The organism is Klebsiella sp. RHBSTW-00484, assembly GCF_013705725.1.
In the GTDB taxonomy this organism is placed as follows: domain Bacteria; phylum Pseudomonadota; class Gammaproteobacteria; order Enterobacterales; family Enterobacteriaceae; genus Klebsiella.
In genome coordinates, this window is sequence record NZ_CP055481.1 from 3,402,070 (window position 1) to 3,421,852 (window position 19,783).

The window sequence follows — 19,783 nt, forward strand, 5'->3', positions numbered from 1 at the left end:
AGAGAATAATATGGGGGCTATACGGATAATTATCAATGGCTTGCATTAGCCCCACGACCGCGGGGCTGAAGATTACTTACTGGCGCTTTTTGGCATATCTATCTGATTAAGGCCACCCGCATTAACTACCTGAGTGTAGCCCATCTCAGTCAGCATCTGCTGGGCCTGACCCGACTGTCGCCCGACGTTGCAATAGACTTTAATGGTATCGTTTTTATCCGGAACTTCACTCGCAATCCGCGTTTTTATATCAGCCAGCGGGATGTTAATCGCCCCTTCGACGTGTTCTTTTTGATACTGCTGCGGAACGCGAACATCGATCCAATGCTCCGCCGCAGACACCGGTAAGGCGACGGCAAGAGCTAAACCCAGAAGTAGTTTTCGTAGCATTTTATCATCCTGATATGTTGAGTTTTTAGGCACTCATAACATACGCCATCCGCGACGTTTAGAAAACCGTTGTGCAGCTCGACTAAGCATGGGTTCAAGAACAAGTAGCAGCAGCATTTTTAGCGGCCGACGGGCGACGGATTTAACCGCCCAACCAGCAACGCCGGCCGGGCCATAACGCAGCGCGGTCAGCAGAACCAGCTTGCCCGCGAATTTCAGACCTGGTTTCACTTTTTGCCCTGCCTGCTGCCATTTCATGTTCATCATTAACCTCACGTTCAATTACAGCTGGCGAAAACGACTGCGCAGCGAAAAGGTATCGGAGGTGACGTAACGTTCCATTTCACGTAAACGACGCTCCCCCGCCGCCAGTTCCTTATCTGCGGCAGCCAACAGTTCTCCACTGCTCGGCATTTTTTCACCATTCAGTTCGCTTTCCGGCATCGGATCCAACACGAATGAGAGAATAATGTAGGCCACGACCACAAACAGGAACAGGCCAAAAATCATTGCCAGCACGGTAATCAGGCGCACCAGCTTCACCGGCACGTCCAGATACTCCGCGATACCGGCGCAAACCCCTTTCACCATGCCGTGCTGCGGAATGCGCCACAGTTTTTTACTCAAATCCAGTCCGCCCATTATTGGTCTCTCCAGTTCGGATGCTCAGCATCAAGAATGGCTTCCAGCGCCTGAATACGCTCGCGCATCCGCTTAGCGTCATCGGTCAGTTGCAACAGACGTTGCTGTTCGTTCTGCGATAAGCTGCCGCTGGCGGTGCGATTGTTGTAGTGCAGCCAGAGCCAGACCGGCAAAACAAACAACACAAACAACGTCAAAGGGATGGCGAGAAAAAGCATGCTCATGTCGACTCCTTGCAGGTGGCAGCGGCACATCTCGGTGCCGCCCAAAAACGATTACTGGTTATTTTGATTCATTTTGGCTTTCAGCGCCGCCAGTTGCTCGCTGATTTCATCATCCGCTTTCAGGTCGGCGAACTGCTGATCCAGCGATTTGTCTTTGCCAAAACGATGGCTTTCCGCTTCGGCTTCCATATGATCGATACGGCGTTCAAACGATTCAAAACGCGCCATCGCCTCATCAATCTTGCCGCTATCCAGCTGACGACGAACGTCGCGGGAAGAGTTGGCAGCCTGATGACGCAGCATCAACGCCTGCTGACGTGCGCGGGTTTCGCTCAGTTTGTTTTCCAGCTCGCCGATCTCTTTTTTCATCCGCGTCAGGGTTTCATCAACCAGCTGCGCTTCATGTTCAAGGCTACCAATAAGATCGGTCAGCTTCTGTTTTTCGATCAGCGCGGAACGGGCCAGGTCGTCTTTCTCTTTACGTAACGCCAGCTCAGCTTTGTCCTGCCATTCACCCTGCTGGGCGACGGCCTGCTCAATACGACGACTCAGCTGTTTCTTTTCAGCCAGCGCGCGCGCCGAAGTCGAACGGACTTCAACCAGCGTGTCCTCCATCTCCTGAATCATCAGTCGAACCAGCTTCTGCGGGTCTTCTGCTTTCTCCAGCAGGGAGTTGATGTTGGCGTTCACGATGTCGGCAAAACGAGAAAAAATACCCATAATTTCAATCCTCATAGTTCTTGGTGTCAGGCATCGGCCTGTGCAATGACTAATACAAATGCCGTGCCAACTTTTTATCTTATTGATTTTAAAAGATGAGGTTGTTATCTGCGCAGTGGATTGCTAAAGTGACTTGGTGAATCACACTACTAAATGGCGAAATTCATCATGGCGGAATACAAGGACAACCTGCTCGGCGAAGCCAACAGCTTTCTTGAGGTGCTGGAGCAGGTCTCACGGCTGGCACCGCTGGATAAACCAGTGCTGGTGATTGGCGAGCGCGGTACCGGCAAAGAGCTTATCGCCAGCCGCCTGCACTTTCTCTCTTCCCGCTGGCAGGGGCCGTTTATCTCGCTGAATTGCGCCGCGCTCAATGAAAACCTGCTCGACTCCGAGCTGTTCGGCCACGAGGCCGGGGCGTTTACCGGCGCCAGCAAGCGCCATCCGGGGCGTTTTGAACGTGCTGATGGCGGCACCCTGTTTCTTGATGAACTGGCAACCGCGCCGATGCTGGTGCAGGAAAAACTGCTGCGGGTGATTGAATATGGCGAGCTGGAGCGCGTTGGCGGCAGCCAGCCGCTGCAGGTTAACGTTCGCCTGGTGTGCGCAACCAATGCCGACCTGCCGCTGATGGTAGAAGAAGGACTATTTCGCGCCGACCTTCTCGACAGGCTGGCCTTCGATGTGGTGCAACTTCCGCCGCTGCGCGAGCGGCACAGCGATATCATGCTGCTCGCCAGGCAGTTTGCTATCCAGATGTGCCGCGAACTCGGGCTGCCGCTGTTTCCCGGCTTTAGCGAGCGGGCGACGGAAACGCTGCAAAACTACCGCTGGCCCGGAAATATTCGCGAATTGAAAAACGTGGTTGAGCGCTCGGTCTACCGCCACGGCAGCAGCGACAGCGAGCTGGATAACATCATCATTAACCCCTTTCACCAACGGCAAACCTCACCGGTCGTCGCAGAAAAAGATAGCGCCGGGCCAGCGCTGCCGCTCGATTTGCGTTCTTTCCAGCATGAGCAAGAAAAAAAACTGCTGGAGATGAGCCTGGAGCAGGCAAAGTACAATCAGAAACAGGCAGCGGAATTGCTTGGTCTCACCTATCACCAGCTACGGGCATTGCTTAAGAAACACCAGCTCTGAACTATACACAGGAGCAGAAATTCTGCCCTCTAAAAGTGACAGCGTCACCAAACAATCAGTTAATTATTTGTAACTAGCAAGATACTTCAATGTGAATTATCATCTGCACCATGACCATTCAACGGACTGAAAATACAGATGATTCCGGTTAATTCCTTGACGCTTAGCCGCTATGCCGCGCACGTCAGCTTGATCCATACTATGAAAGGCCATAAGGCCCCTGCGCTGTCGGTGATGATGATCTTTTCAGACCTGTGCATCCGGTCAACCGAGGATTCCTATCGCCAGCAAGGCTGGGAAATTACGCAGAAAAAAAGTGGTCTGGTATTGCGAACCTATGTTGCCACCCATCACGACGGTGATAAGTTTGAAATTACCCCCAAAGATTATATCGCGCGATATAACCAACTCCTTCCGCTGTAGCCCTCCCTGTCCAGCCGCTGTGGAAACACGGCTAACTGGAGAAACCCCCAATAAAAAGATACCATGTCGCAAATATAGAGGGGTCTGGTGCGAGTAAGTACCACGGCAATTGTGAATAATCGTCCTCTCAAAGTGCCTGGACGTGCAGTCCTCGATTAAGAACCTATCCCATTAGGGCTATCTTATTTGCCAGTTTGGCCCTGGGCAGTGCTCAGAACCCTCACGTACTACGTGTACGCTCCGGTTCTTGCGCGCTGTCCGTGTCCAAACTGCCTGCAACGATTACGCCTACTGGGATAGGCTCTAAACCTTCTGAACCCTTTGTAAAGCATCACGATCGTTCCCGTTTGCCTGATGACAGGCTTTACGTGTTTAGCGAAATTGCGGGATATAAAACGCGTTGCGGTTTACGAGGTATACTCGAAGTTAATACGCGGTATGAATTTGAATCAGTTGGCTAAATAACCGACACAGCCGTCGCTCACATTATCCCATGAGCAATTAAGGTGGTGGTAAATGTTATTTAATATTAATAAGATAGAGCCTTGCTCTATAATCAAAAAGATACTATGCGCCTGAAATTGTCATCTCTCCTGGCAGCAGTCTCTATGCTGTGCGGGCAGGCCTTTGCCGCGCCAGCGCTGCCTGCTCACGCCGATATCCGTGATAGCGGCTTTGTTTATTGCGTCAGCGGTCAGGTCAATACTTTTAATCCGCAAAAGGTCAGCAGCGGACTGATTGTCGACACGCTAGCCGCCCAGCTCTACGACCGCCTGCTTGATGTCGACCCTTATACTTACCGTCTGGTGCCTGAGCTAGCGGAAAGCTGGGAGGTACTGGATAACGGCGCGACCTACCGTTTCCATCTGCGCAACAACGTGCCATTCCAGACCACAGCCTGGTTCAAACCCACCCGCAACTTCAATGCCGACGACGTTATTTTCACCTTCGGACGCATTTTTAACCGCGACCATCCATGGCATAACGTCAACGGTAGCAGCTTCCCTTATTTCGACAGCCTGCAGTTCGCCGACAGCGTTGAAAGCGTGCGTAAGCTGGATAATCAGACCGTCGAGTTTCGCCTGAAACGCCCGGACGCCTCGTTCCTTTGGCACCTGGCGACCCACTACGCCTCGGTCATGTCGGCGGAATATGCCGCGAAGCTGGCGCAGGGCGATCGTCAGGAGCTGATTGACCGCCAGCCGGTCGGCACCGGTCCGTTCCAGTTGGAAGAGTATCGTAGCGGTCAGTACATCCGGCTACAGCGCCATTCAGCCTACTGGCGCGGCACGCCGTTGATGCCGCAGGTTGTCGTCGACCTCGGTTCTGGCGGGACAGGTCGCCTGTCGAAATTGCTCACCGGCGAGTGCGACGTGCTGGCCTGGCCCGCCGCCAGCCAGCTCTCAATATTGCGTGACGATCCGCGACTGCGTTTGACCCTGCGTCCAGGGATGAATATCGCCTGGCTGGCGTTTAACACTGCGAAACCACCGCTCGATAACCCGGAAGTTCGTCATGCGCTGGCGCTGGCGATTAATAACCAGCGTCTGATGCAATCGATCTACTACGGCACGGCGGAAACCGCAGCGTCGATGCTGCCACGCGCCTCCTGGGCCTACGATAATGACGCCAAGATTACCGAATACAATCCAACGAAAGCGCGCGCCCAACTGAAAGCGCTGGGGCTGGAAAAGCTAACCCTCAAACTGTGGGTACCAACCAGTTCGCAAGCCTGGAACCCCAGCCCGCTGAAAACCGCCGAGCTTATTCAGGCGGATATGGCGCAGATTGGCGTAAAGGTGATTATCGTGCCGGTTGAAGGTCGCTTCCAGGAGGCAAGATTGATGGATATGAACCACGATCTAACGCTCTCTGGCTGGGCAACGGACAGCAACGATCCGGACAGTTTTTTCCGCCCGCTGCTGAGCTGTGCGGCGATTACCTCGCAAACCAACTACGCTCACTGGTGTAACCGCGAGTTCGATGAAGTGCTGCAAAAAGCGCTGACCTCGCAGCAGCTGGCATCGCGTATTGAAGCCTATAAAGAGGCGCAGCACATTCTCGCCAACGAACTGCCAGTATTGCCGTTGGCTTCTTCGCTGCGTTTACAGGCTTACCGTTACGATATGAGAGGACTGGTGCTGAGCCCGTTTGGCAATGCTTCCTTTGCGGGCGTCTCGCGCGAGAAAGAAGACGAGGTGAAAAAACCATGATTATTTTTACCCTGCGCCGCTTCCTGCTGCTGCTGATTACGCTCTTTCTGCTAACCTTCGTCGGCTTTAGTCTGAGCTATTTCACGCCGCACGCCCCGCTACAGGGCGCTTCGCTGTGGAACGCCTGGTTATTCTGGTTTGAAGGGGTACTGCACTGGGATTTCGGCGTCTCCAGCATCAACGGTCAACTGATCTCCGAGCAGCTCAAAGAGGTTTTCCCGGCCACCATGGAGCTGTGCATCCTCGCCTTCGGCTTCGCGCTGTTGGTCGGCATTCCCGTCGGTATGCTGGCAGGAATTATGCGTAATAAATGGCCGGACACCCTGATTAGCGCCCTGGCGCTGATGGGCTTTTCTATTCCGGTCTTCTGGCTGGCGCTGCTGCTGACCCTGTTCTTCTCCCTGACATTAGGCTGGCTCCCGGTGTCAGGGCGCTTCGACCTGCTGTATGAAGTCAAAACAGTCACCGGTTTTGCGCTGATTGACGCCTGGCTTTCTGATTCGCCGTGGCGTCATGAAATGATCGTCAGCGCTGCGCGTCATATGGTGCTGCCAGTGCTCACCCTGGCGGTGGCGCCGACTACCGAAGTGATCCGCCTGATGCGTATCAGCACCAGCGAAGTCTACGACACGAACTATGTCAAAGCCGCTGCGACTCGCGGCGTTTCACGGCGCACCATTTTACACCGTCACGTGCTGCACAACGCCCTGCCGCCAGTGATCCCGCGTCTGGGATTACAGTTTTCCACCATGCTGACGCTGGCGATGATTACCGAAATGGTCTTTAGCTGGCCGGGTCTTGGCCGCTGGCTGATCAACGCCATTCGTCAACAGGATTACGCGGCGATTTCGGCGGGGGTGATGGTCATTGGCGCGCTAGTGATCATTGTGAACGTGATATCCGATATTTTGGGTGCTATGGCTAACCCACTGAAACATAAGGAATGGTATGCCCTACGATAGCGTTTATCTGGAGAAGCGCCCGCCCGGCGCGCTGCGCACCGTATGGCGAAAATTTTATGGCGATACCACCGCGATGGTGGGTCTGTACGGCTGCGCGGCGTTAGTGCTGTTATGCGTTTTCGGCAGTTGGTTCGCCCCGTACGGCATCGACCAGCAGTTTCTCGGCTATCAGCTCTTGCCGCCGTCGTGGTCGCGCTACGGAGAAGTTTCGTTCTTCCTCGGCACAGACGATCTCGGTCGCGACGTCCTTAGCCGCTTGTTGAGCGGCGCGGCGCCAACGGTGGGCGGCGCGTTTGTGGTGACCCTTGGCGCAACCCTGCTGGGTCTGGTGCTTGGCGTGATTGCTGGCTCTACCCATGGTCTGCGCTCGGCCATCATGAACCATATCCTCGACACTCTGCTGTCGATCCCATCCCTGCTGTTGGCGATTATCGTCGTCGCCTTTGCCGGGCCGCACCTCAGCCACGCCATGTTCGCCGTCTGGCTGGCGCTGCTGCCGCGTATGGTACGTTCGGTTTACAGTATGGTGCATGACGAGCTGGAAAAAGAGTACGTCATCGCCGCCCGCCTCGACGGCGCGTCGACGCTAAACATTTTATGGTTTGCGGTGCTGCCGAATATTACCTCCGGCCTGGTCACTGAGATTACCCGCGCGCTGTCGATGGCCATTCTGGATATCGCTGCGCTGGGCTTCCTCGACCTCGGCGCTCAGCTCCCCTCTCCGGAATGGGGAGCAATGCTCGGCGACGCGCTGGAGCTGATTTACGTCGCGCCGTGGACGGTGATGCTTCCGGGGGCGGCAATCATGCTAAGCGTCCTGCTGGTTAACCTGCTGGGCGATGGGATCCGCCGCGCAATCATCGCCGGGGTGGAATAATGCCGTTACTTGATATCCGTAATTTAACCATCGAGTTCAAGACCAACGAAGGCTGGGTCAAAGCCGTCGATCGCGTCAGTTTGACCCTCGCTGAGGGCGAAATCCGCGGTCTGGTCGGAGAATCTGGGTCGGGAAAAAGCTTAATCGCCAAAGCGATTTGCGGCGTCACAAAAGATAACTGGCGGGTGACCGCTGACCGTATGCGCTTCGATGATATCGACCTGCTGCGCCTCTCGAACCGAGAGCGCCGCAAGCTGGTGGGCCACAACGTATCGATGATTTTTCAGGAGCCGCAATCCTGTCTTGATCCTTCTGAACGTATCGGCCAACAACTGAAGCAAAACATCCCCGGCTGGACCTTTAAAGGTCGCTGGTGGCAGCGCCTGGGCTGGCGTAAACGTCGCGTCATCGAGCTGTTACACCGCGTAGGGATTAAAGATCATAAAGACGCCATGCGCAGCTTTCCCTACGAACTCACTGACGGTGAGTGCCAGAAGGTGATGATTGCTATCGCGCTGGCAAACCAGCCGCGGTTGCTGATCGCCGATGAGCCAACCAACGCCATGGAACCGACGACCCAGGCGCAAATCATCCGCCTGCTGACGCGGCTCAATCAGAACAACAACACCACCATTTTGCTGATCAGCCATGATATGCAGATGCTGAGTAAATGGGCGGACAAAATTAACGTCATGTACTGCGGGCAGACGGTAGAGAGCGCTCCCAGCGAAGAGCTGGTGACCATCCCTCATCACCCGTATACCCAGGCGCTGATTCGCGCAATCCCGGATTTCGGTAGCGCCTTGCCGCATAAGAGCAGGCTCAACACCATGCCGGGGGCGATCCCATTGCTTGAACAATTACCGATAGGCTGCCGCCTCGGCCCGCGTTGCCCCTATGCCCAGCGTGAATGCATCGAAACGCCCCGGCTGGTGGGCGTGCGTAACCATCTCTACGCCTGTCATTTCCCGCTGAACATGGAGAAAGAGTGAAATGGTCGAAACATTGCTTGAAGTGCGCAATCTGAGTAAGACCTTTCGCTACCGTACCGGCTGGTTTCATCGACAAACCGTGGACGCGGTCAAGCCGCTGAGCTTTACCCTGCGTGAACGCCAAACCCTGGCAATTATTGGCGAGAACGGCTCAGGGAAATCGACGCTGGCGAAAATGCTTGCCGGAATGGTCGAGCCCAGCACCGGCGAACTGCTGATTGATGACCATCAACTGGAATTCGGCGATTACTCTTATCGTAGCCAACAGATTCGCATGATCTTTCAGGACCCGTCGACTTCACTCAACCCACGGCAGCGAATTTCTCAAATTCTCGATTTTCCGCTGCGTCTGAATACTGACCTCGAGCCTGAAGCACGACAAAAACAGATTATCGAAACGCTCCGTATGGTCGGGTTGCTGCCGGACCATGTGAGTTACTATCCGCATATGCTGGCGCCAGGGCAAAAACAGCGCCTCGGTCTGGCCCGCGCGCTAATTCTGCGCCCGAAGGTGATTATTTGCGATGAGGCACTGGCGTCGCTGGATATGTCGATGCGTTCACAGTTAATCAATCTAATGCTGGAGTTACAGGAAAAACAGGGTATCTCCTATATCTACGTCACCCAGCATCTGGGGATGATGAAACATATCAGCGATCAGGTTTTAGTGATGCATCAGGGGGAAGTGGTCGAACGTGGCAGCACCGCAGATGTACTGGCCTCGCCGCTGCATGACCTGACCAAACGTCTTATCGCCGGGCATTTTGGCGAGGCGCTAACTGCCGACGCCTGGCGTAAAGACGGCAAATAATCCGAGGCGCACGTTACGATGATTATTCCGGTTCAGTTTTCCTCTTTACCCGTGACGCCGTGGAAAAACGGCGGCGGCGAAACTCGCGAAATTGTCAGTCTCCCCTCACCTGATGCGCCTTTTATCTGGCGCGCCAGTATTGCCACCCTGAGTAATGATGGGCCGTTTTCCCTCTTTCCTGAGGTTGACCGGGTGATTACCCTTCTTGAAGGGCAGCCGCTGTGGCTGCATGGCGACAACATCGCGCAGCGCCTTGAATTATGGCAACCGTGGGCTTTTGCCGGAGAATGGCCCCTCGTCAGCGAGGGCATTTCCGGACGCGGCCTCGATTTCAATATCATGACCCAGCGCTCGCGCGCCGCCGCTCAGGTCACGGTAGTCGCAGCGCAACAGCAGCCCGGCGCGGAAGGTATCGCCTGGGTGCTGCAAGGTCGCTGGCAGCTGGCTGGCAAGACCTGTACAGCCGGTTCAGGGATCTGGTGGCACGGTGAGTCGCCGGGAGAGCTGCTCCCGCAATCTGCGGATGCCCGGCTTTTACTGGCCGAGATTGAACGCCGCTAACAACGGATGTCTGTCATATCAGAGGGTATACTCTCTTGTATGCACGGTAACCCTTACGTGATAAGGCGTAAGGGACGACAGAAAAATATCGTGACACAAGGGGTCGTCAGTGGGATATAATTCCCGGCTAAATTTGAGTTATTTTGAAATAACAACGCTAACCAAATGATTGTTATAGTAAAAATACGCAATAACGATAAGGATTAAAGCTATGGGTTTTCTTTCCGGTAAGCGCATTCTGTTGACTGGCCTTGCCAGCAAACTGTCCATCGCCTACGGTATTGCGCAAGCAATGCACCGTGAAGGGGCTGAACTGGCGTTCACCTATCAGAACGAAAAACTGAAAGGTCGTGTGGAAGAATTTGCTGCGGCACTGGGTTCCAACATCGTACTGCCGTGCGACGTGGCTGAAGATGAGAGCATTGAATCTCTGTTCACCGAGCTGGAAAAAGTATGGCCGAAGTTCGACGGTTTCGTGCACTCCATCGGCTTCGCTCCGGCGGATCAGTTGGACGGCGATTATGTTAACGCGGTCACTCGTGAAGGCTTCAAAATCGCCCACGATATCAGCGCCTACAGTTTTGTGGCGATGGCTAAAGCCTGCCGCGGCATGCTGAACCCAGGCTCCGCCCTGCTGACGCTGTCCTACCTGGGCGCAGAGCGCGCGATCCCGAACTACAACGTAATGGGTCTGGCGAAAGCGTCCCTCGAAGCTAACGTTCGTTATATGGCGAACGCTATGGGTCCGGAAGGCGTTCGCGTTAACGCCATCTCAGCTGGTCCTATCCGTACTCTGGCGGCATCTGGTATTAAAGATTTCCGTAAGATGCTGGCGCACTGCGAAGCGGTCACCCCGATCCGTCGCACCGTCACCACTGAAGACGTGGGTAACAGCGCAGCATTCCTGTGCTCCGACCTGTCTGCGGGCATCTCCGGTGAAGTCGTTCACGTTGACGGTGGTTTCAGCATCGCTGCAATGAACGAGCTGGAACTGAAATAAGTTCTTTGCCCTCCTCGCGTCCGTGAGGAGGGTGCTTTCCCCCCGCGCTTTCCTTCTGTTATTCCAATCCGCTATTTGTTAGCACGTATCAATATTTTCTCCCGCTCCAGGGTTAAGCCAGGATAGTTCAGCATAGCGCAACCGCGAAACGGTGGTTTGCCACATACCGAACAAGGATCCCCCATGGAGCAACGCCGCGTTAACGGCAAAAACCACTGGTATCATGAGACCCAGTCAACAATCTGCCCAGTGGATGTATTGCCGCTCGTCCCTGAAGCCGCCCATGTCGAAGATCGCTTTCTACTCGACCTGACTCTGCCCGAAGATCTTTTCCAGGCGCATGCGCGTTGGATAGCACCTGCCCGTCAGTTGGCCGATGCCCTCTTCCCGACCTCAGTTATTGTTAGTCGCTTGCAAACATTTAATGCCTATGACCGGCTAAGTACCGCGCTGACCGTGGCACAGGTTTACGGTGTACAGCGCCTGTGCAACCACTATGCCGCCCGCCTGGCACCGCTTCCCGGCCCGGACTCTTCGCGAGAGAGCAACCGTCGTCTGGCACAGATCACACAATATGCGCGCCAGCTTGCCAGTTCGCCGTCGGTCATTAATGCGCTGTCTCGCAGCCAACTGGATGAAGTGGGCTTGACCAACCGCGATATTATTCTGATCAATCAAATTATAGGTTTTGTCGGCTTTCAGGCCCGCGCTATCGCCGCGTTGCAGGCGGCGCTGGGATATCCGGTGCGCTGGATCCCCGGCATGCCGCAGCAGGAAGATGCACCAGAAGAGCCGTTTACCGCGCTTAACGTTGAGTGGCAGCCAGATCTCGACGATTCAGATTTACGCTATGCCAGTGATGAGCGTCAATCGCTGTTAGCTGACTGGCAGAAACATCCGGGTTTGTTCGAACTGGCATCGCTGCTGGCAACCCAAGAGCCGCCGCTTGATGTGCTGGAACAAATCCTGTCGCATCTCAGCGATGCGCAACAGTTTGTCAGTCAGGTGGCACTGATAACCGCACGCATTAACGGTAGCACCAGCTGTTTTAACGCCTGGGTCGCACGATGTCCGGATTTGCCAGACCTTATTGAGGCTTTGCGTGGCCATGAGGCAGACGCTCAGGCATGGGGGCAGCAACATCCCCAGGAGCGCGTCATTTTACAGGCCGTCCAGCTTTTGACCCGAGCCCCAGACCGCTTCAGCGCCGCCCAGTTAACTCCCCTTATTGAATACGGACTCTCTCGCACTTCGGCTATCGACCTTCTTGCCTGGTGCGGGCTGTGCGGTTGGATGAATCGACTGAAAATCGCCCTCGGGAATGTGTGTCAGCAGACGTAAAATGCTGAAACAGCGCTTGCTGAGGCAGGCATATTCGCGTAAAAATGTCAGCCGCTCTTTTAGCCACGAAAATAAGAAATTATGTTTCAGGACAACCCGCTGCTAGCGCAGCTTAAACAGCAACTGCATTCCCAGACTCCGCGCGTTGAAGGGGTCGTTAAGGGGACGGAAAAAGGCTTTGGCTTCCTGGAAGTCGACTCGCAGAAAAGCTATTTCATTCCGCCGCCGCAAATGAAAAAAGTGATGCACGGCGACCGTATTATTGCCGTGGTCAATACTGAAAAAGAACGCGAAAGCGCTGAGCCGGAAGAGCTGGTTGAGCCTTTTCTGACGCGTTTTGTCGGTAAAGTTCATAAGAAAGATGACCGTCTTTCCATCGTTCCTGATCATCCGCTGCTGAAAGACGCCATTCCCTGCCGTGCCGCTCGCGGCGTTGAGCATGATTTTAAAGAGGGTGACTGGGCCGTTGCTGAAATGCGCCGTCATCCACTGAAAGGCGATCGCGGCTTCTATGCCGAGCTGACCCAGTTCATCACCTATGGCGATGACCATTTTGTACCGTGGTGGGTTACCCTCGCGCGCCACAATCTGGAAAAAGAAGCGCCGGATGGCGTAGCAACTGAAATGCTCGACGAAGGTCTGGAGCGCCGCGACCTAACGGCTCTGACTTTTGTGACCATCGACAGCGCCAGCACCGAAGATATGGACGATGCCCTGTACGCAGAGCTTGCCGCGGACGGTAAACTGCACCTGACCGTCGCTATCGCCGATCCGACCGCCTGGATTGCTGAAGGCAGCAAGCTGGACAACGCGGCGAAAATTCGTGCCTTTACCAACTATCTGCCGGGGTTCAATATCCCAATGCTGCCGCGCGAGCTGTCTGACGACCTGTGTTCCCTGCGCGCCAACGAAGTTCGTCCGGTTCTGGCCTGCCGTATGATTCTGGCCGATGACGGTACCATTGAAGACAATATCGAATTCTTCACTGCCACCATCATGTCCAAAGCGAAACTGGCTTACGATGATGTTTCCGACTGGCTGGAAAATAACGGCAGCTGGCAGCCAGAGAGCGATGCCATCGCGCAGCAAATCAAACTGCTGCAGGATGTCTGCCTACGCCGTAGCGAATGGCGTAAAACCCACGCGCTGGTGTTTAAAGACCGCCCGGACTACCGCTTTGTGCTGGGTGAGAAAGGTGAAGTGCTGGATATCGTTGCCGAACCACGTCGTATCGCCAACCGCATTGTTGAAGAGTCGATGATTGCCGCCAATATCTGCGCTGCCCGCGTGCTGCGCGATAAACTCGGTTTCGGCGTCTATAACGTCCATACCGGTTTTGATCCGGCAAACACCGAGCAACTGGCTGCGCTGCTGAAGACGCACGATGTGCACGTTGACCCGGTGGAAGTACTGACGCTCGAAGGCTTCTGCAAGCTGCGTCGCGAGCTGGACGCACAGCCGTCTGGCTTCCTCGACAGCCGCATTCGTCGCTTCCAGTCGTTCGCGGAAATTAGCACCGAGCCGGGACCTCATTTCGGTCTGGGCCTCGAAGCTTACGCGACCTGGACCTCTCCGATCCGTAAGTACGGCGACATGATCAACCATCGTCTGCTGAAAGCGGTTATCAAAGGGGAAACCATTGCGCGTCCACAGGATGACGTTGCGGTACAGATGGCGGACCGCCGTCGTCTTAACCGCATGGCAGAGCGCGATGTCGGAGACTGGCTATACGCCCGTTATCTGAGCCCAAAAGCCGGAACCGATACGCGTTTTGCAGCTGAAATCATTGATGTCAGCCGCGGTGGAATGCGCGTGCGTCTGGTCGATAACGGTGCTGTCGCCTTTATCCCTGCTCCCTTCCTGCACGCCGTTCGCGATGAACTGGTTTGCAGCCAGGAAAATGGTACCGTGCAGATTAAAGGTGAAGTCGTCTACAAAGTGACCGACGTAATCGACGTCACGATTGCCGAAGTTCGCATGGAAACCCGCAGCGTGATTGCGCGTCCTGCCGCCTGATAGACTGCTCTGTGCGGCTCCCGTTCGGAGCCGCATCCTGGCCCTTCCCGTTGTTTTCCTGCGCGTTTTCCGCTAATAACAGTAGATGAGTTAGGTTGTGAGTTTTTTTCGCTTCTCTTTTTCATCCGTTTTTAGCATCATTGATTTTATTCACATTTGTAACCAGGATTACGCCATGCCAGATCTGAATGCCCGCCTGCTCGCCCAACGTATTGATACCGTGCTGGATATCCTGGTTGCCGGAGATTATCACTCCGCCATTCATAACCTGGAAATTCTAAAAGCTGAACTGCAGGCGCTTTCTAGTGACGAACAGGAAGCCAAACCCGGCCAAACTAAAGCGCCGTGGGAAATCTAAAAACCTTTATCGCCGCGGTCGGCCGTTCAGCGCCGATTGTCAGCCTCAAATAGCCCTTTAACTGTGATGTTGCTATGAACGCCCGACAACAAAGTATTTTGCAAATGGTCATTGATAAAGGCCGTATGAGCGTGTCCGATCTCGCGAAGATGACCGGTGTCTCTGAAGTCACTATTCGCCAGGATTTAAATTTGCTGGAAAAGCAGAGCTATCTGCGACGTACCCATGGTTTCGCTGTTCCTCTGGATAGCGAAGATGTGGAAACCCGCATGATGACCAACTTTTCTATCAAACGAGAGCTGGCTACGCGAGCCGCTAAGCTTGTCTCTTCCGGCGAGACGGTGTTTATCGAAAACGGCAGCTGCAACGCCCTGCTTGCCCGTACGCTTGCCGAGCGTGGCGATATCACCATCATCACCGTCAGTAGCTATATCGCTCACCTGCTTAAAGAGACGCCCGGAGAAGTCATTCTACTGGGGGGGATTTACCAAAAACGCAGCGAAAGTATGGTTGGTCCACTGACGCGGCAGTTCATTCAACAAGTTCACTTCAGCAAGGCCTTTATTGGTATCGATGGCTGGCAGGCTGAAACCGGGTTTACCGGCCGGGATATGATGCGCGCCGATGTCGTCAATGCGGTGCTGGAAAAAGGCTGTGAAGCGATTGTGCTAAGCGACAGCTCGAAGTTCAGCGTTGTTCACCCCTATCCGCTAGGCCCTGTAGAACGATTTAATCGCATTATTACCGACGACAACCTAAACGATGCCGTTCGCGATCGGCTGGCTGCGTGCGGGTTAATCGTCGATATCGTTAATCACTCCTAATTCCCTATTTCGCTGCAACTCCTCACTCTGCCGGGTAAATACCCGGCTCATGCTTCGTCTGAGACTTTTCTGACACCTGAATTAAGACTTTTTACCTCCCTGAAAATTTTATAGAAAGTAAAATTAATGTTAGCGATATAACAGGAAGTGACTATCACCTGCGTGATTAGAGTAACACCTGCGCAACTTAGCTTCATGGAATACCCCTTAAGCAGGAGTAACAAGCTATGCTTATAGGAAGTTGTATCCGTGAATAGATTATTCAGGAGAAAATTATGATGACTTCAATGAACAAAAAAATGGCCGCTGCGGTCCTGGCAATAACAGTTGCAATGTCTCTGAGCGCTTGTTCTAACTGGTCTAAACGCGATCGTAACACCGCTATCGGTGCGGGTGCCGGTGCAATCGGTGGTGCAGTGTTAACTGACGGTAGCACCCTGGGTACGCTGGGCGGCGCGGCAGTCGGCGGTATTATTGGCCACCAGGTTGGTAAATAATATTTATTGGATTAAAGAGAACAAAAATAAATTAACTGACTAGTACAGCAGCAAAATTTAAGGCCGCGATATTTATCGCGGCCTTATTTATTGATTAACCGCCAGCAAGCTTAACCTTCATACCTTTCGCTTCCAGAAGCGATTTGAGTAAATCACGCTTATCGCCCTGAATCTCAATCACGCCATCCTTCACTGAACCGCCGCAGCCACATTTCTTTTTCAGTTCAGCAGCCAACTTAGCCAGCGCCTCGTCGTTTTCATCGATACCTGTAATCAAGCACACACCTTTGCCTTTGCGACCGCTGGTCTGGCGCTGAATGCGCACAATGCCATCACCTTTCGCACGCTCTTGTACCTGTTTGGGCTCATCGATACGCCCGCTGTCCGTCGAATACACCAGACGACTGTTGGAATCGCTCATCACGCCCCCTTGTTCAATGATGCATTAATACTGCTTAGGGTGGCGGCCGGATCGGCAGACTGAGTCACCGGGCGACCAATGACCATATAATCAACACCAGCGGCCAGCGCCTGTTCCGGCGTCATGATCCTCCGCTGATCGCCTGCATCGCTGCCTTGCGGACGAATGCCTGGCGTCACCAGCTTAAATGCCTGACCTAGTTCCTGTTTGAAGCGCACCGCTTCCTGCGCTGAACAAACAACGCCATCCAGACCACAGTTCTGGGTCAGCGCCGCCAGCTTCGCGGCATAATCGGCCGGGGAAAGCGTAATGCCCAGATCCTGTAGGTCGCTGGCTTCCATACTGGTTAATACGGTCACCGCGATCAGCAGCGGCGCATCATTACCAAATGGTAGCAAGGCTTCACGTGCGGCGGTCATCATGCGAGCGCCGCCGGAGGCATGAACGTTGACCATCCAGACGCCGAGTTCTGCCGCAGCAGCGACCGCCCGAGCCGTGGTATTTGGAATATCGTGAAATTTCAGGTCGAGGAAAACCTCAAAACCACGCTGGTGCAGACAGCGGACAAACTGCGGCCCCAGCAGAGTAAACATCTCTTTGCCAACCTTCAGGCGGCAGTCGCGTGGGTCGATGCGGTCGACAAATGCCAGCGCTTTATCACGGTTATCATAATCGAGAGCAACAACAATGGGAGAGGATGTGACAACGCGGGAAGAAGATGTAGCAGTAGACGTCATGACCGGACCTTAATTGTTGATGGGCGCCAGTGTGGCGCAAAAAAGGTAAACGGGCAGCATTCTACCTGCGATGAGGCGAAAATGACAGGTTGTATTTCCCGCCCTGCCAGGCGGGTTTACTTCCGATGCCAAAGGAAATGGAGAATAAAAACGCCTTAGTATGTTGTAACTAAAATGCGGATTTTTTTTAATCTACTGCCCATCAAGGCCGCGAATTGGCTTAATTGTTGCCCATGAGCGACAGGATGGACAGTGCCAGTACAGGGTATGGGCGGTAAAACCACATTTCTGGCAGCGGTATCGCGGCTTACTGCGAACCTGTTCACCGACCATCTGGCGTAAAACGCCCAGGCTCTCTTTCGCTCGCCCCTCTTCAGCCTCGTTGATATGGTAGTCAATCAGCTTATGGAACACGCGCATCGTTGGATGACGCTCCAGCTGACGCGTGACGTAGTTTTGCGCCGACTCCATACCTTCCCGCTGTTCAAGGATTTGCGCCAGCATTAAGTCAGCGGTCGCCCCGGTATTTTCTTCTGCACAGCGGCGCAAAAACGCTTCCCACTCATCAGTTTTGCCCAACTGCTGGTAACAGGTTTGCAGCATATCTAACGTTTCGCCGACCAGTTCTTTGTCCTGCTCGATGACGCGCTCCAGGCTCTCTACCGCTTTGGCATAATCGCCCTTTTCCATCCATACCCGGCCCATCATAATGGAGACACGAGCGCTATTACGATCGGCAGCAGCACCTTTTTTCAGTAACGTCATGGCCTTATCCAGATCGTTACCCGCCATTTGCTGTAAGGCAAGCTCACACCAAAAATTGGCAATTTCGCCGCGATGTTTATCTTTGCCCAGCTTAACCAGACGTTCTGCCATTTCGATAGCGGACTGCCAGTCGCTGGTTGCCTGATAAATTTGCAGCAGCTGTTGCAAGGCACCAAGACGAAAATCGGTTTCATCCACCAGCTGTTTAAACATGCTTTCCGCACGGTCATACAGACCAGCGGCCATGTAGTCGCGACCGAGTTGCTGTACGGCCAGCAGTCGCTGGTCATACGTCAACGAAGCGCTTTCCATCAGGCTTTGGTGAATGCGAATGGCCCGGTCAACCTCGCCGCGGGAGCGGAACAGGTTACCAAGCGTCAGGTGGGCTTCAACGGTACCGGTATCCTCTTTCAGCATATCGAGGAACAGATCAACGGCTTTATCCTGCTGATTGCTCAGCAGGAAGTTGACCCCCGCCACATAATCACGTGACAGACGGCTCGCATCGTCCTGTTTGGACTGTTGTGCACTTCTGCGCCCCATATACCAACCGTAGGCAGCGGCAACGGGCAAAAGCAGAAACAACAACTCCAACATAAATGATTATTCCTTCACCGCGGGAACACCAGCTTGCGCAGGCGTAGCGCTGGTTGGCGCGATCTGGTGTTCCAGACGCTTGATTCTACGTTCAGCACGCGCCAGCGAGACGCGAACGCGCAGCCAGAAAAGGCCGCAAATCAGCCAACCAATAGCAAAACCAGCAGCAAACAGGACGGCCAGCAATGTCGAAATCCGGAATTCACCCTGCGCGAGCAAATAATTGAATGTGACTACCTGGTCATTTTGCGCACCCAGCGTCACTGAAATGACAAAGATCGCTAACACCAGTAAGAAAATGAGTAAATATTTCACATTACTTCCCGTTATGTGGGTTGCGCGAAAAAATCCCGCGTTCAGCCCTATAAAGTATCATTTTCGCCGCAGCGGTGAAATGGAAATGCACAACGCCAGTACAGGATATGCGGCCTGATGGCGGTAAAATCAACATTACTCCGGGGCTGCAGCCCTTTTTTTAATGTCCTGAGCCTCTTCTCCCGGCGGCGATAGCGGACCACAAAACCGTTGCGTAAGCCAGGTCGCCAGGGTAACCAGCAGCCAGGAAATCACGGTTGCCACGATCAAGTCCAGCGGCCAGTGCATACCAAGCGCCAGGCGGCTGCCCATCACCGCAGTTGCCCATGTTAGCAGTAGCGCCAGAGTGACCCAACGACGCCGCGGCCACAGCAAACCAACACCGAGTAATGCCCAACTGGCGGCAAACATCGTGTGACCGGATGGGAAAGCGAATCCAGTCTCTTTCTGCCAGTGCTTACGCAGAAATTTAGGAATTTGCTGCTCTTGCGCTAACTGCTCATGCACCAGTTTAGCGCGATCTTTACGTTTCAATGCGTAGAATTGATTCACTGGCACTTGTTGCGTCTTTTCCAGCCAAATGACGAAGGGCCGAGGCTCCTGCACGCGATCTTTAATCCACGATTTCATGCCCTGCCCGATCAAAATTGCAGCCGCCAGAATCAGAAACAGCACGATTGCCGCCCGTAGACGAAAACGCAGGCACCACAGGAACCAGCCGCACAGGATAACATGGGTAATGACGCCCCAGGGTTGAGTTACCGTTTCGGTCACCCAATACAACAGCTTCATCACCCCTTCCGGCAACCCTGGATGCCATTTCCAGCCGGAAATCCAGACTACAACAGGCATGACTAATAACAACGCCGCGCCAACGGCGGTTCGTCTGGCAATCAACAGCATCTCGTCTCCTTATCATTGACCTGGATATCATAACGGAAAGTGGTTCGTTTG

The 19,783-nt window shown here is 54.1% G+C and carries 24 protein-coding genes; 14 read left to right on the top strand and 10 right to left on the bottom strand.

Features of this window, described 5'->3' with window-relative positions:
- Positions 1–72: 72 nt before the first annotated feature.
- Genes pspE through pspA form a run of 5 tightly spaced genes read right to left on the bottom strand, consistent with a single transcriptional unit; the run spans position 73 to position 1,976 of the window.
- Complete coding sequence (gene pspE / locus HV213_RS16220) at positions 73–390, bottom strand: thiosulfate sulfurtransferase PspE (protein ID WP_181482487.1); 318 nt, start codon at positions 388–390, stop codon at positions 73–75.
- A 33-nt stretch (positions 391–423) separates the two neighbouring features.
- Positions 424–654: a phage shock protein PspD gene (pspD, locus tag HV213_RS16225; RefSeq protein WP_181486435.1), complete on the bottom strand. Its 231-nt coding sequence runs from the start codon at positions 652–654 to the stop codon at positions 424–426.
- A gap of 18 nt (positions 655–672) precedes the next feature.
- Entirely contained in the window at positions 673–1,032 is a 360-nt protein-coding gene (gene pspC / locus HV213_RS16230; RefSeq protein ID WP_110273476.1) for an envelope stress response membrane protein PspC, read from the bottom strand.
- Complete coding sequence (gene pspB / locus HV213_RS16235) at positions 1,032–1,256, bottom strand: envelope stress response membrane protein PspB (RefSeq protein ID WP_110273477.1); 225 nt, start codon at positions 1,254–1,256, stop codon at positions 1,032–1,034. The genes pspC and pspB overlap by 1 nt, the downstream gene beginning before the upstream one ends.
- 51 nt (positions 1,257–1,307) lie before the next feature.
- Entirely contained in the window at positions 1,308–1,976 is a 669-nt protein-coding gene (pspA, locus tag HV213_RS16240) for a phage shock protein PspA (protein ID WP_181482488.1), read from the bottom strand.
- Between the two features lie 153 nt (positions 1,977–2,129).
- Here pspA and pspF point away from each other — a divergent pair, with 153 nt between their 5' ends.
- From pspF to osmB, 14 genes are all read left to right on the top strand, one after another.
- On the top strand, positions 2,130–3,119 hold the full coding sequence (gene pspF / locus HV213_RS16245) for a phage shock protein operon transcriptional activator (RefSeq protein WP_181482489.1): 990 nt from the start codon (positions 2,130–2,132) through the stop codon (positions 3,117–3,119).
- 138 nt (positions 3,120–3,257) lie between these two features.
- Positions 3,258–3,542, top strand: a complete 285-nt coding sequence (locus tag HV213_RS16250) for a hypothetical protein (RefSeq protein ID WP_181482490.1) — start codon at positions 3,258–3,260, stop codon at positions 3,540–3,542.
- A 569-nt stretch (positions 3,543–4,111) separates the two neighbouring features.
- Positions 4,112–5,755 (top strand): ABC transporter substrate-binding protein SapA, encoded by a 1,644-nt coding sequence (gene sapA / locus HV213_RS16255; RefSeq protein WP_181482491.1) that lies wholly within the window; start codon positions 4,112–4,114, stop codon positions 5,753–5,755.
- A complete protein-coding gene (gene sapB / locus HV213_RS16260) occupies positions 5,752–6,717 on the top strand; it encodes a putrescine export ABC transporter permease SapB (protein ID WP_181482492.1) in 966 nt (321 codons plus the stop codon). The genes sapA and sapB overlap by 4 nt, the downstream gene beginning before the upstream one ends.
- Positions 6,704–7,594, top strand: a complete 891-nt coding sequence (gene sapC, locus HV213_RS16265) for a putrescine export ABC transporter permease SapC (protein WP_181482493.1) — start codon at positions 6,704–6,706, stop codon at positions 7,592–7,594. The genes sapB and sapC overlap by 14 nt, the downstream gene beginning before the upstream one ends.
- Complete coding sequence (gene sapD, locus HV213_RS16270; RefSeq protein WP_181482494.1) at positions 7,594–8,586, top strand: putrescine export ABC transporter ATP-binding protein SapD; 993 nt, start codon at positions 7,594–7,596, stop codon at positions 8,584–8,586. The genes sapC and sapD overlap by 1 nt, the downstream gene beginning before the upstream one ends.
- A 1-nt stretch (position 8,587) precedes the next feature.
- Entirely contained in the window at positions 8,588–9,397 is an 810-nt protein-coding gene (gene sapF, locus HV213_RS16275) for a putrescine export ABC transporter ATP-binding protein SapF (protein ID WP_110273484.1), read from the top strand.
- 18 nt (positions 9,398–9,415) lie between these two features.
- Entirely contained in the window at positions 9,416–9,958 is a 543-nt protein-coding gene (locus HV213_RS16280) for a HutD/Ves family protein (RefSeq protein ID WP_181482495.1), read from the top strand.
- 211 nt (positions 9,959–10,169) lie between these two features.
- A complete protein-coding gene (gene fabI, locus HV213_RS16285; RefSeq protein WP_112216491.1) occupies positions 10,170–10,958 on the top strand; it encodes an enoyl-ACP reductase FabI in 789 nt (262 codons plus the stop codon).
- A 183-nt stretch (positions 10,959–11,141) separates the two neighbouring features.
- The gene (locus HV213_RS16290) at positions 11,142–12,299 is read left to right on the top strand and encodes a carboxymuconolactone decarboxylase family protein (RefSeq protein ID WP_181482496.1); all 1,158 of its coding nucleotides are present in this window, start codon (positions 11,142–11,144) and stop codon (positions 12,297–12,299) included.
- Positions 12,300–12,380: 81 nt separating this feature from the next.
- A complete protein-coding gene (locus tag HV213_RS16295; RefSeq protein ID WP_181482497.1) occupies positions 12,381–14,315 on the top strand; it encodes an exoribonuclease II in 1,935 nt (644 codons plus the stop codon).
- A 175-nt stretch (positions 14,316–14,490) separates the two neighbouring features.
- Positions 14,491–14,673, top strand: a complete 183-nt coding sequence (locus tag HV213_RS16300; protein ID WP_181482498.1) for a YciZ family protein — start codon at positions 14,491–14,493, stop codon at positions 14,671–14,673.
- A gap of 74 nt (positions 14,674–14,747) precedes the next feature.
- Positions 14,748–15,497, top strand: a complete 750-nt coding sequence (yciT, locus tag HV213_RS16305) for a DNA-binding transcriptional regulator YciT (RefSeq protein ID WP_181482499.1) — start codon at positions 14,748–14,750, stop codon at positions 15,495–15,497.
- A gap of 278 nt (positions 15,498–15,775) precedes the next feature.
- The gene (gene osmB, locus HV213_RS16310) at positions 15,776–15,994 is read left to right on the top strand and encodes an osmotically-inducible lipoprotein OsmB (protein WP_434664125.1); all 219 of its coding nucleotides are present in this window, start codon (positions 15,776–15,778) and stop codon (positions 15,992–15,994) included.
- A gap of 94 nt (positions 15,995–16,088) precedes the next feature.
- On the opposite strand, the gene yciH is transcribed toward osmB, so the two are convergent.
- From yciH to pgpB, 5 genes are all read right to left on the bottom strand, one after another.
- The gene (gene yciH, locus HV213_RS16315) at positions 16,089–16,415 is read right to left on the bottom strand and encodes a stress response translation initiation inhibitor YciH (RefSeq protein ID WP_110273493.1); all 327 of its coding nucleotides are present in this window, start codon (positions 16,413–16,415) and stop codon (positions 16,089–16,091) included.
- The gene (pyrF, locus tag HV213_RS16320; RefSeq protein WP_181482500.1) at positions 16,415–17,152 is read right to left on the bottom strand and encodes an orotidine-5'-phosphate decarboxylase; all 738 of its coding nucleotides are present in this window, start codon (positions 17,150–17,152) and stop codon (positions 16,415–16,417) included. Before pyrF ends, yciH begins: the two co-directional genes overlap by 1 nt.
- 192 nt (positions 17,153–17,344) lie before the next feature.
- Positions 17,345–18,514 (bottom strand): lipopolysaccharide assembly protein LapB, encoded by a 1,170-nt coding sequence (gene lapB, locus HV213_RS16325; RefSeq protein WP_181482501.1) that lies wholly within the window; start codon positions 18,512–18,514, stop codon positions 17,345–17,347.
- A 6-nt stretch (positions 18,515–18,520) separates the two neighbouring features.
- Complete coding sequence (locus HV213_RS16330) at positions 18,521–18,829, bottom strand: LapA family protein (RefSeq protein ID WP_110273496.1); 309 nt, start codon at positions 18,827–18,829, stop codon at positions 18,521–18,523.
- A 135-nt stretch (positions 18,830–18,964) separates the two neighbouring features.
- Positions 18,965–19,732, bottom strand: a complete 768-nt coding sequence (pgpB, locus tag HV213_RS16335) for a phosphatidylglycerophosphatase B (protein ID WP_181482502.1) — start codon at positions 19,730–19,732, stop codon at positions 18,965–18,967.
- Positions 19,733–19,783: the final 51 nt, after the last annotated feature.

What these genes read in the sequence shown, in the direction of transcription:
- pspE (WP_181482487.1), bottom strand. Translation starts at nt 390, where the DNA reads ATGCTACGAAAACTACTTCTGGGTTTAGCTCTTGCCGTCGCCTTACCG.
- pspD (WP_181486435.1), bottom strand. Translation starts at nt 654, where the DNA reads ATGAACATGAAATGGCAGCAGGCAGGGCAAAAAGTGAAACCAGGTCTG.
- pspC (WP_110273476.1), bottom strand. Translation starts at nt 1,032, where the DNA reads ATGGGCGGACTGGATTTGAGTAAAAAACTGTGGCGCATTCCGCAGCAC.
- pspB (WP_110273477.1), bottom strand. Translation starts at nt 1,256, where the DNA reads ATGAGCATGCTTTTTCTCGCCATCCCTTTGACGTTGTTTGTGTTGTTT.
- pspA (WP_181482488.1), bottom strand. Translation starts at nt 1,976, where the DNA reads ATGGGTATTTTTTCTCGTTTTGCCGACATCGTGAACGCCAACATCAAC.
- pspF (WP_181482489.1), top strand. Translation starts at nt 2,130, where the DNA reads ATGGCGAAATTCATCATGGCGGAATACAAGGACAACCTGCTCGGCGAA.
- HV213_RS16250 (WP_181482490.1), top strand. Translation starts at nt 3,258, where the DNA reads ATGATTCCGGTTAATTCCTTGACGCTTAGCCGCTATGCCGCGCACGTC.
- sapA (WP_181482491.1), top strand. Translation starts at nt 4,112, where the DNA reads ATGCGCCTGAAATTGTCATCTCTCCTGGCAGCAGTCTCTATGCTGTGC.
- sapB (WP_181482492.1), top strand. Translation starts at nt 5,752, where the DNA reads ATGATTATTTTTACCCTGCGCCGCTTCCTGCTGCTGCTGATTACGCTC.
- sapC (WP_181482493.1), top strand. Translation starts at nt 6,704, where the DNA reads ATGCCCTACGATAGCGTTTATCTGGAGAAGCGCCCGCCCGGCGCGCTG.
- sapD (WP_181482494.1), top strand. Translation starts at nt 7,594, where the DNA reads ATGCCGTTACTTGATATCCGTAATTTAACCATCGAGTTCAAGACCAAC.
- sapF (WP_110273484.1), top strand. Translation starts at nt 8,588, where the DNA reads ATGGTCGAAACATTGCTTGAAGTGCGCAATCTGAGTAAGACCTTTCGC.
- HV213_RS16280 (WP_181482495.1), top strand. Translation starts at nt 9,416, where the DNA reads ATGATTATTCCGGTTCAGTTTTCCTCTTTACCCGTGACGCCGTGGAAA.
- fabI (WP_112216491.1), top strand. Translation starts at nt 10,170, where the DNA reads ATGGGTTTTCTTTCCGGTAAGCGCATTCTGTTGACTGGCCTTGCCAGC.
- HV213_RS16290 (WP_181482496.1), top strand. Translation starts at nt 11,142, where the DNA reads ATGGAGCAACGCCGCGTTAACGGCAAAAACCACTGGTATCATGAGACC.
- HV213_RS16295 (WP_181482497.1), top strand. Translation starts at nt 12,381, where the DNA reads ATGTTTCAGGACAACCCGCTGCTAGCGCAGCTTAAACAGCAACTGCAT.
- HV213_RS16300 (WP_181482498.1), top strand. Translation starts at nt 14,491, where the DNA reads ATGCCAGATCTGAATGCCCGCCTGCTCGCCCAACGTATTGATACCGTG.
- yciT (WP_181482499.1), top strand. Translation starts at nt 14,748, where the DNA reads ATGAACGCCCGACAACAAAGTATTTTGCAAATGGTCATTGATAAAGGC.
- osmB (WP_434664125.1), top strand. Translation starts at nt 15,776, where the DNA reads ATGACTTCAATGAACAAAAAAATGGCCGCTGCGGTCCTGGCAATAACA.
- yciH (WP_110273493.1), bottom strand. Translation starts at nt 16,415, where the DNA reads ATGAGCGATTCCAACAGTCGTCTGGTGTATTCGACGGACAGCGGGCGT.
- pyrF (WP_181482500.1), bottom strand. Translation starts at nt 17,152, where the DNA reads ATGACGTCTACTGCTACATCTTCTTCCCGCGTTGTCACATCCTCTCCC.
- lapB (WP_181482501.1), bottom strand. Translation starts at nt 18,514, where the DNA reads ATGTTGGAGTTGTTGTTTCTGCTTTTGCCCGTTGCCGCTGCCTACGGT.
- pgpB (WP_181482502.1), bottom strand. Translation starts at nt 19,732, where the DNA reads ATGCTGTTGATTGCCAGACGAACCGCCGTTGGCGCGGCGTTGTTATTA.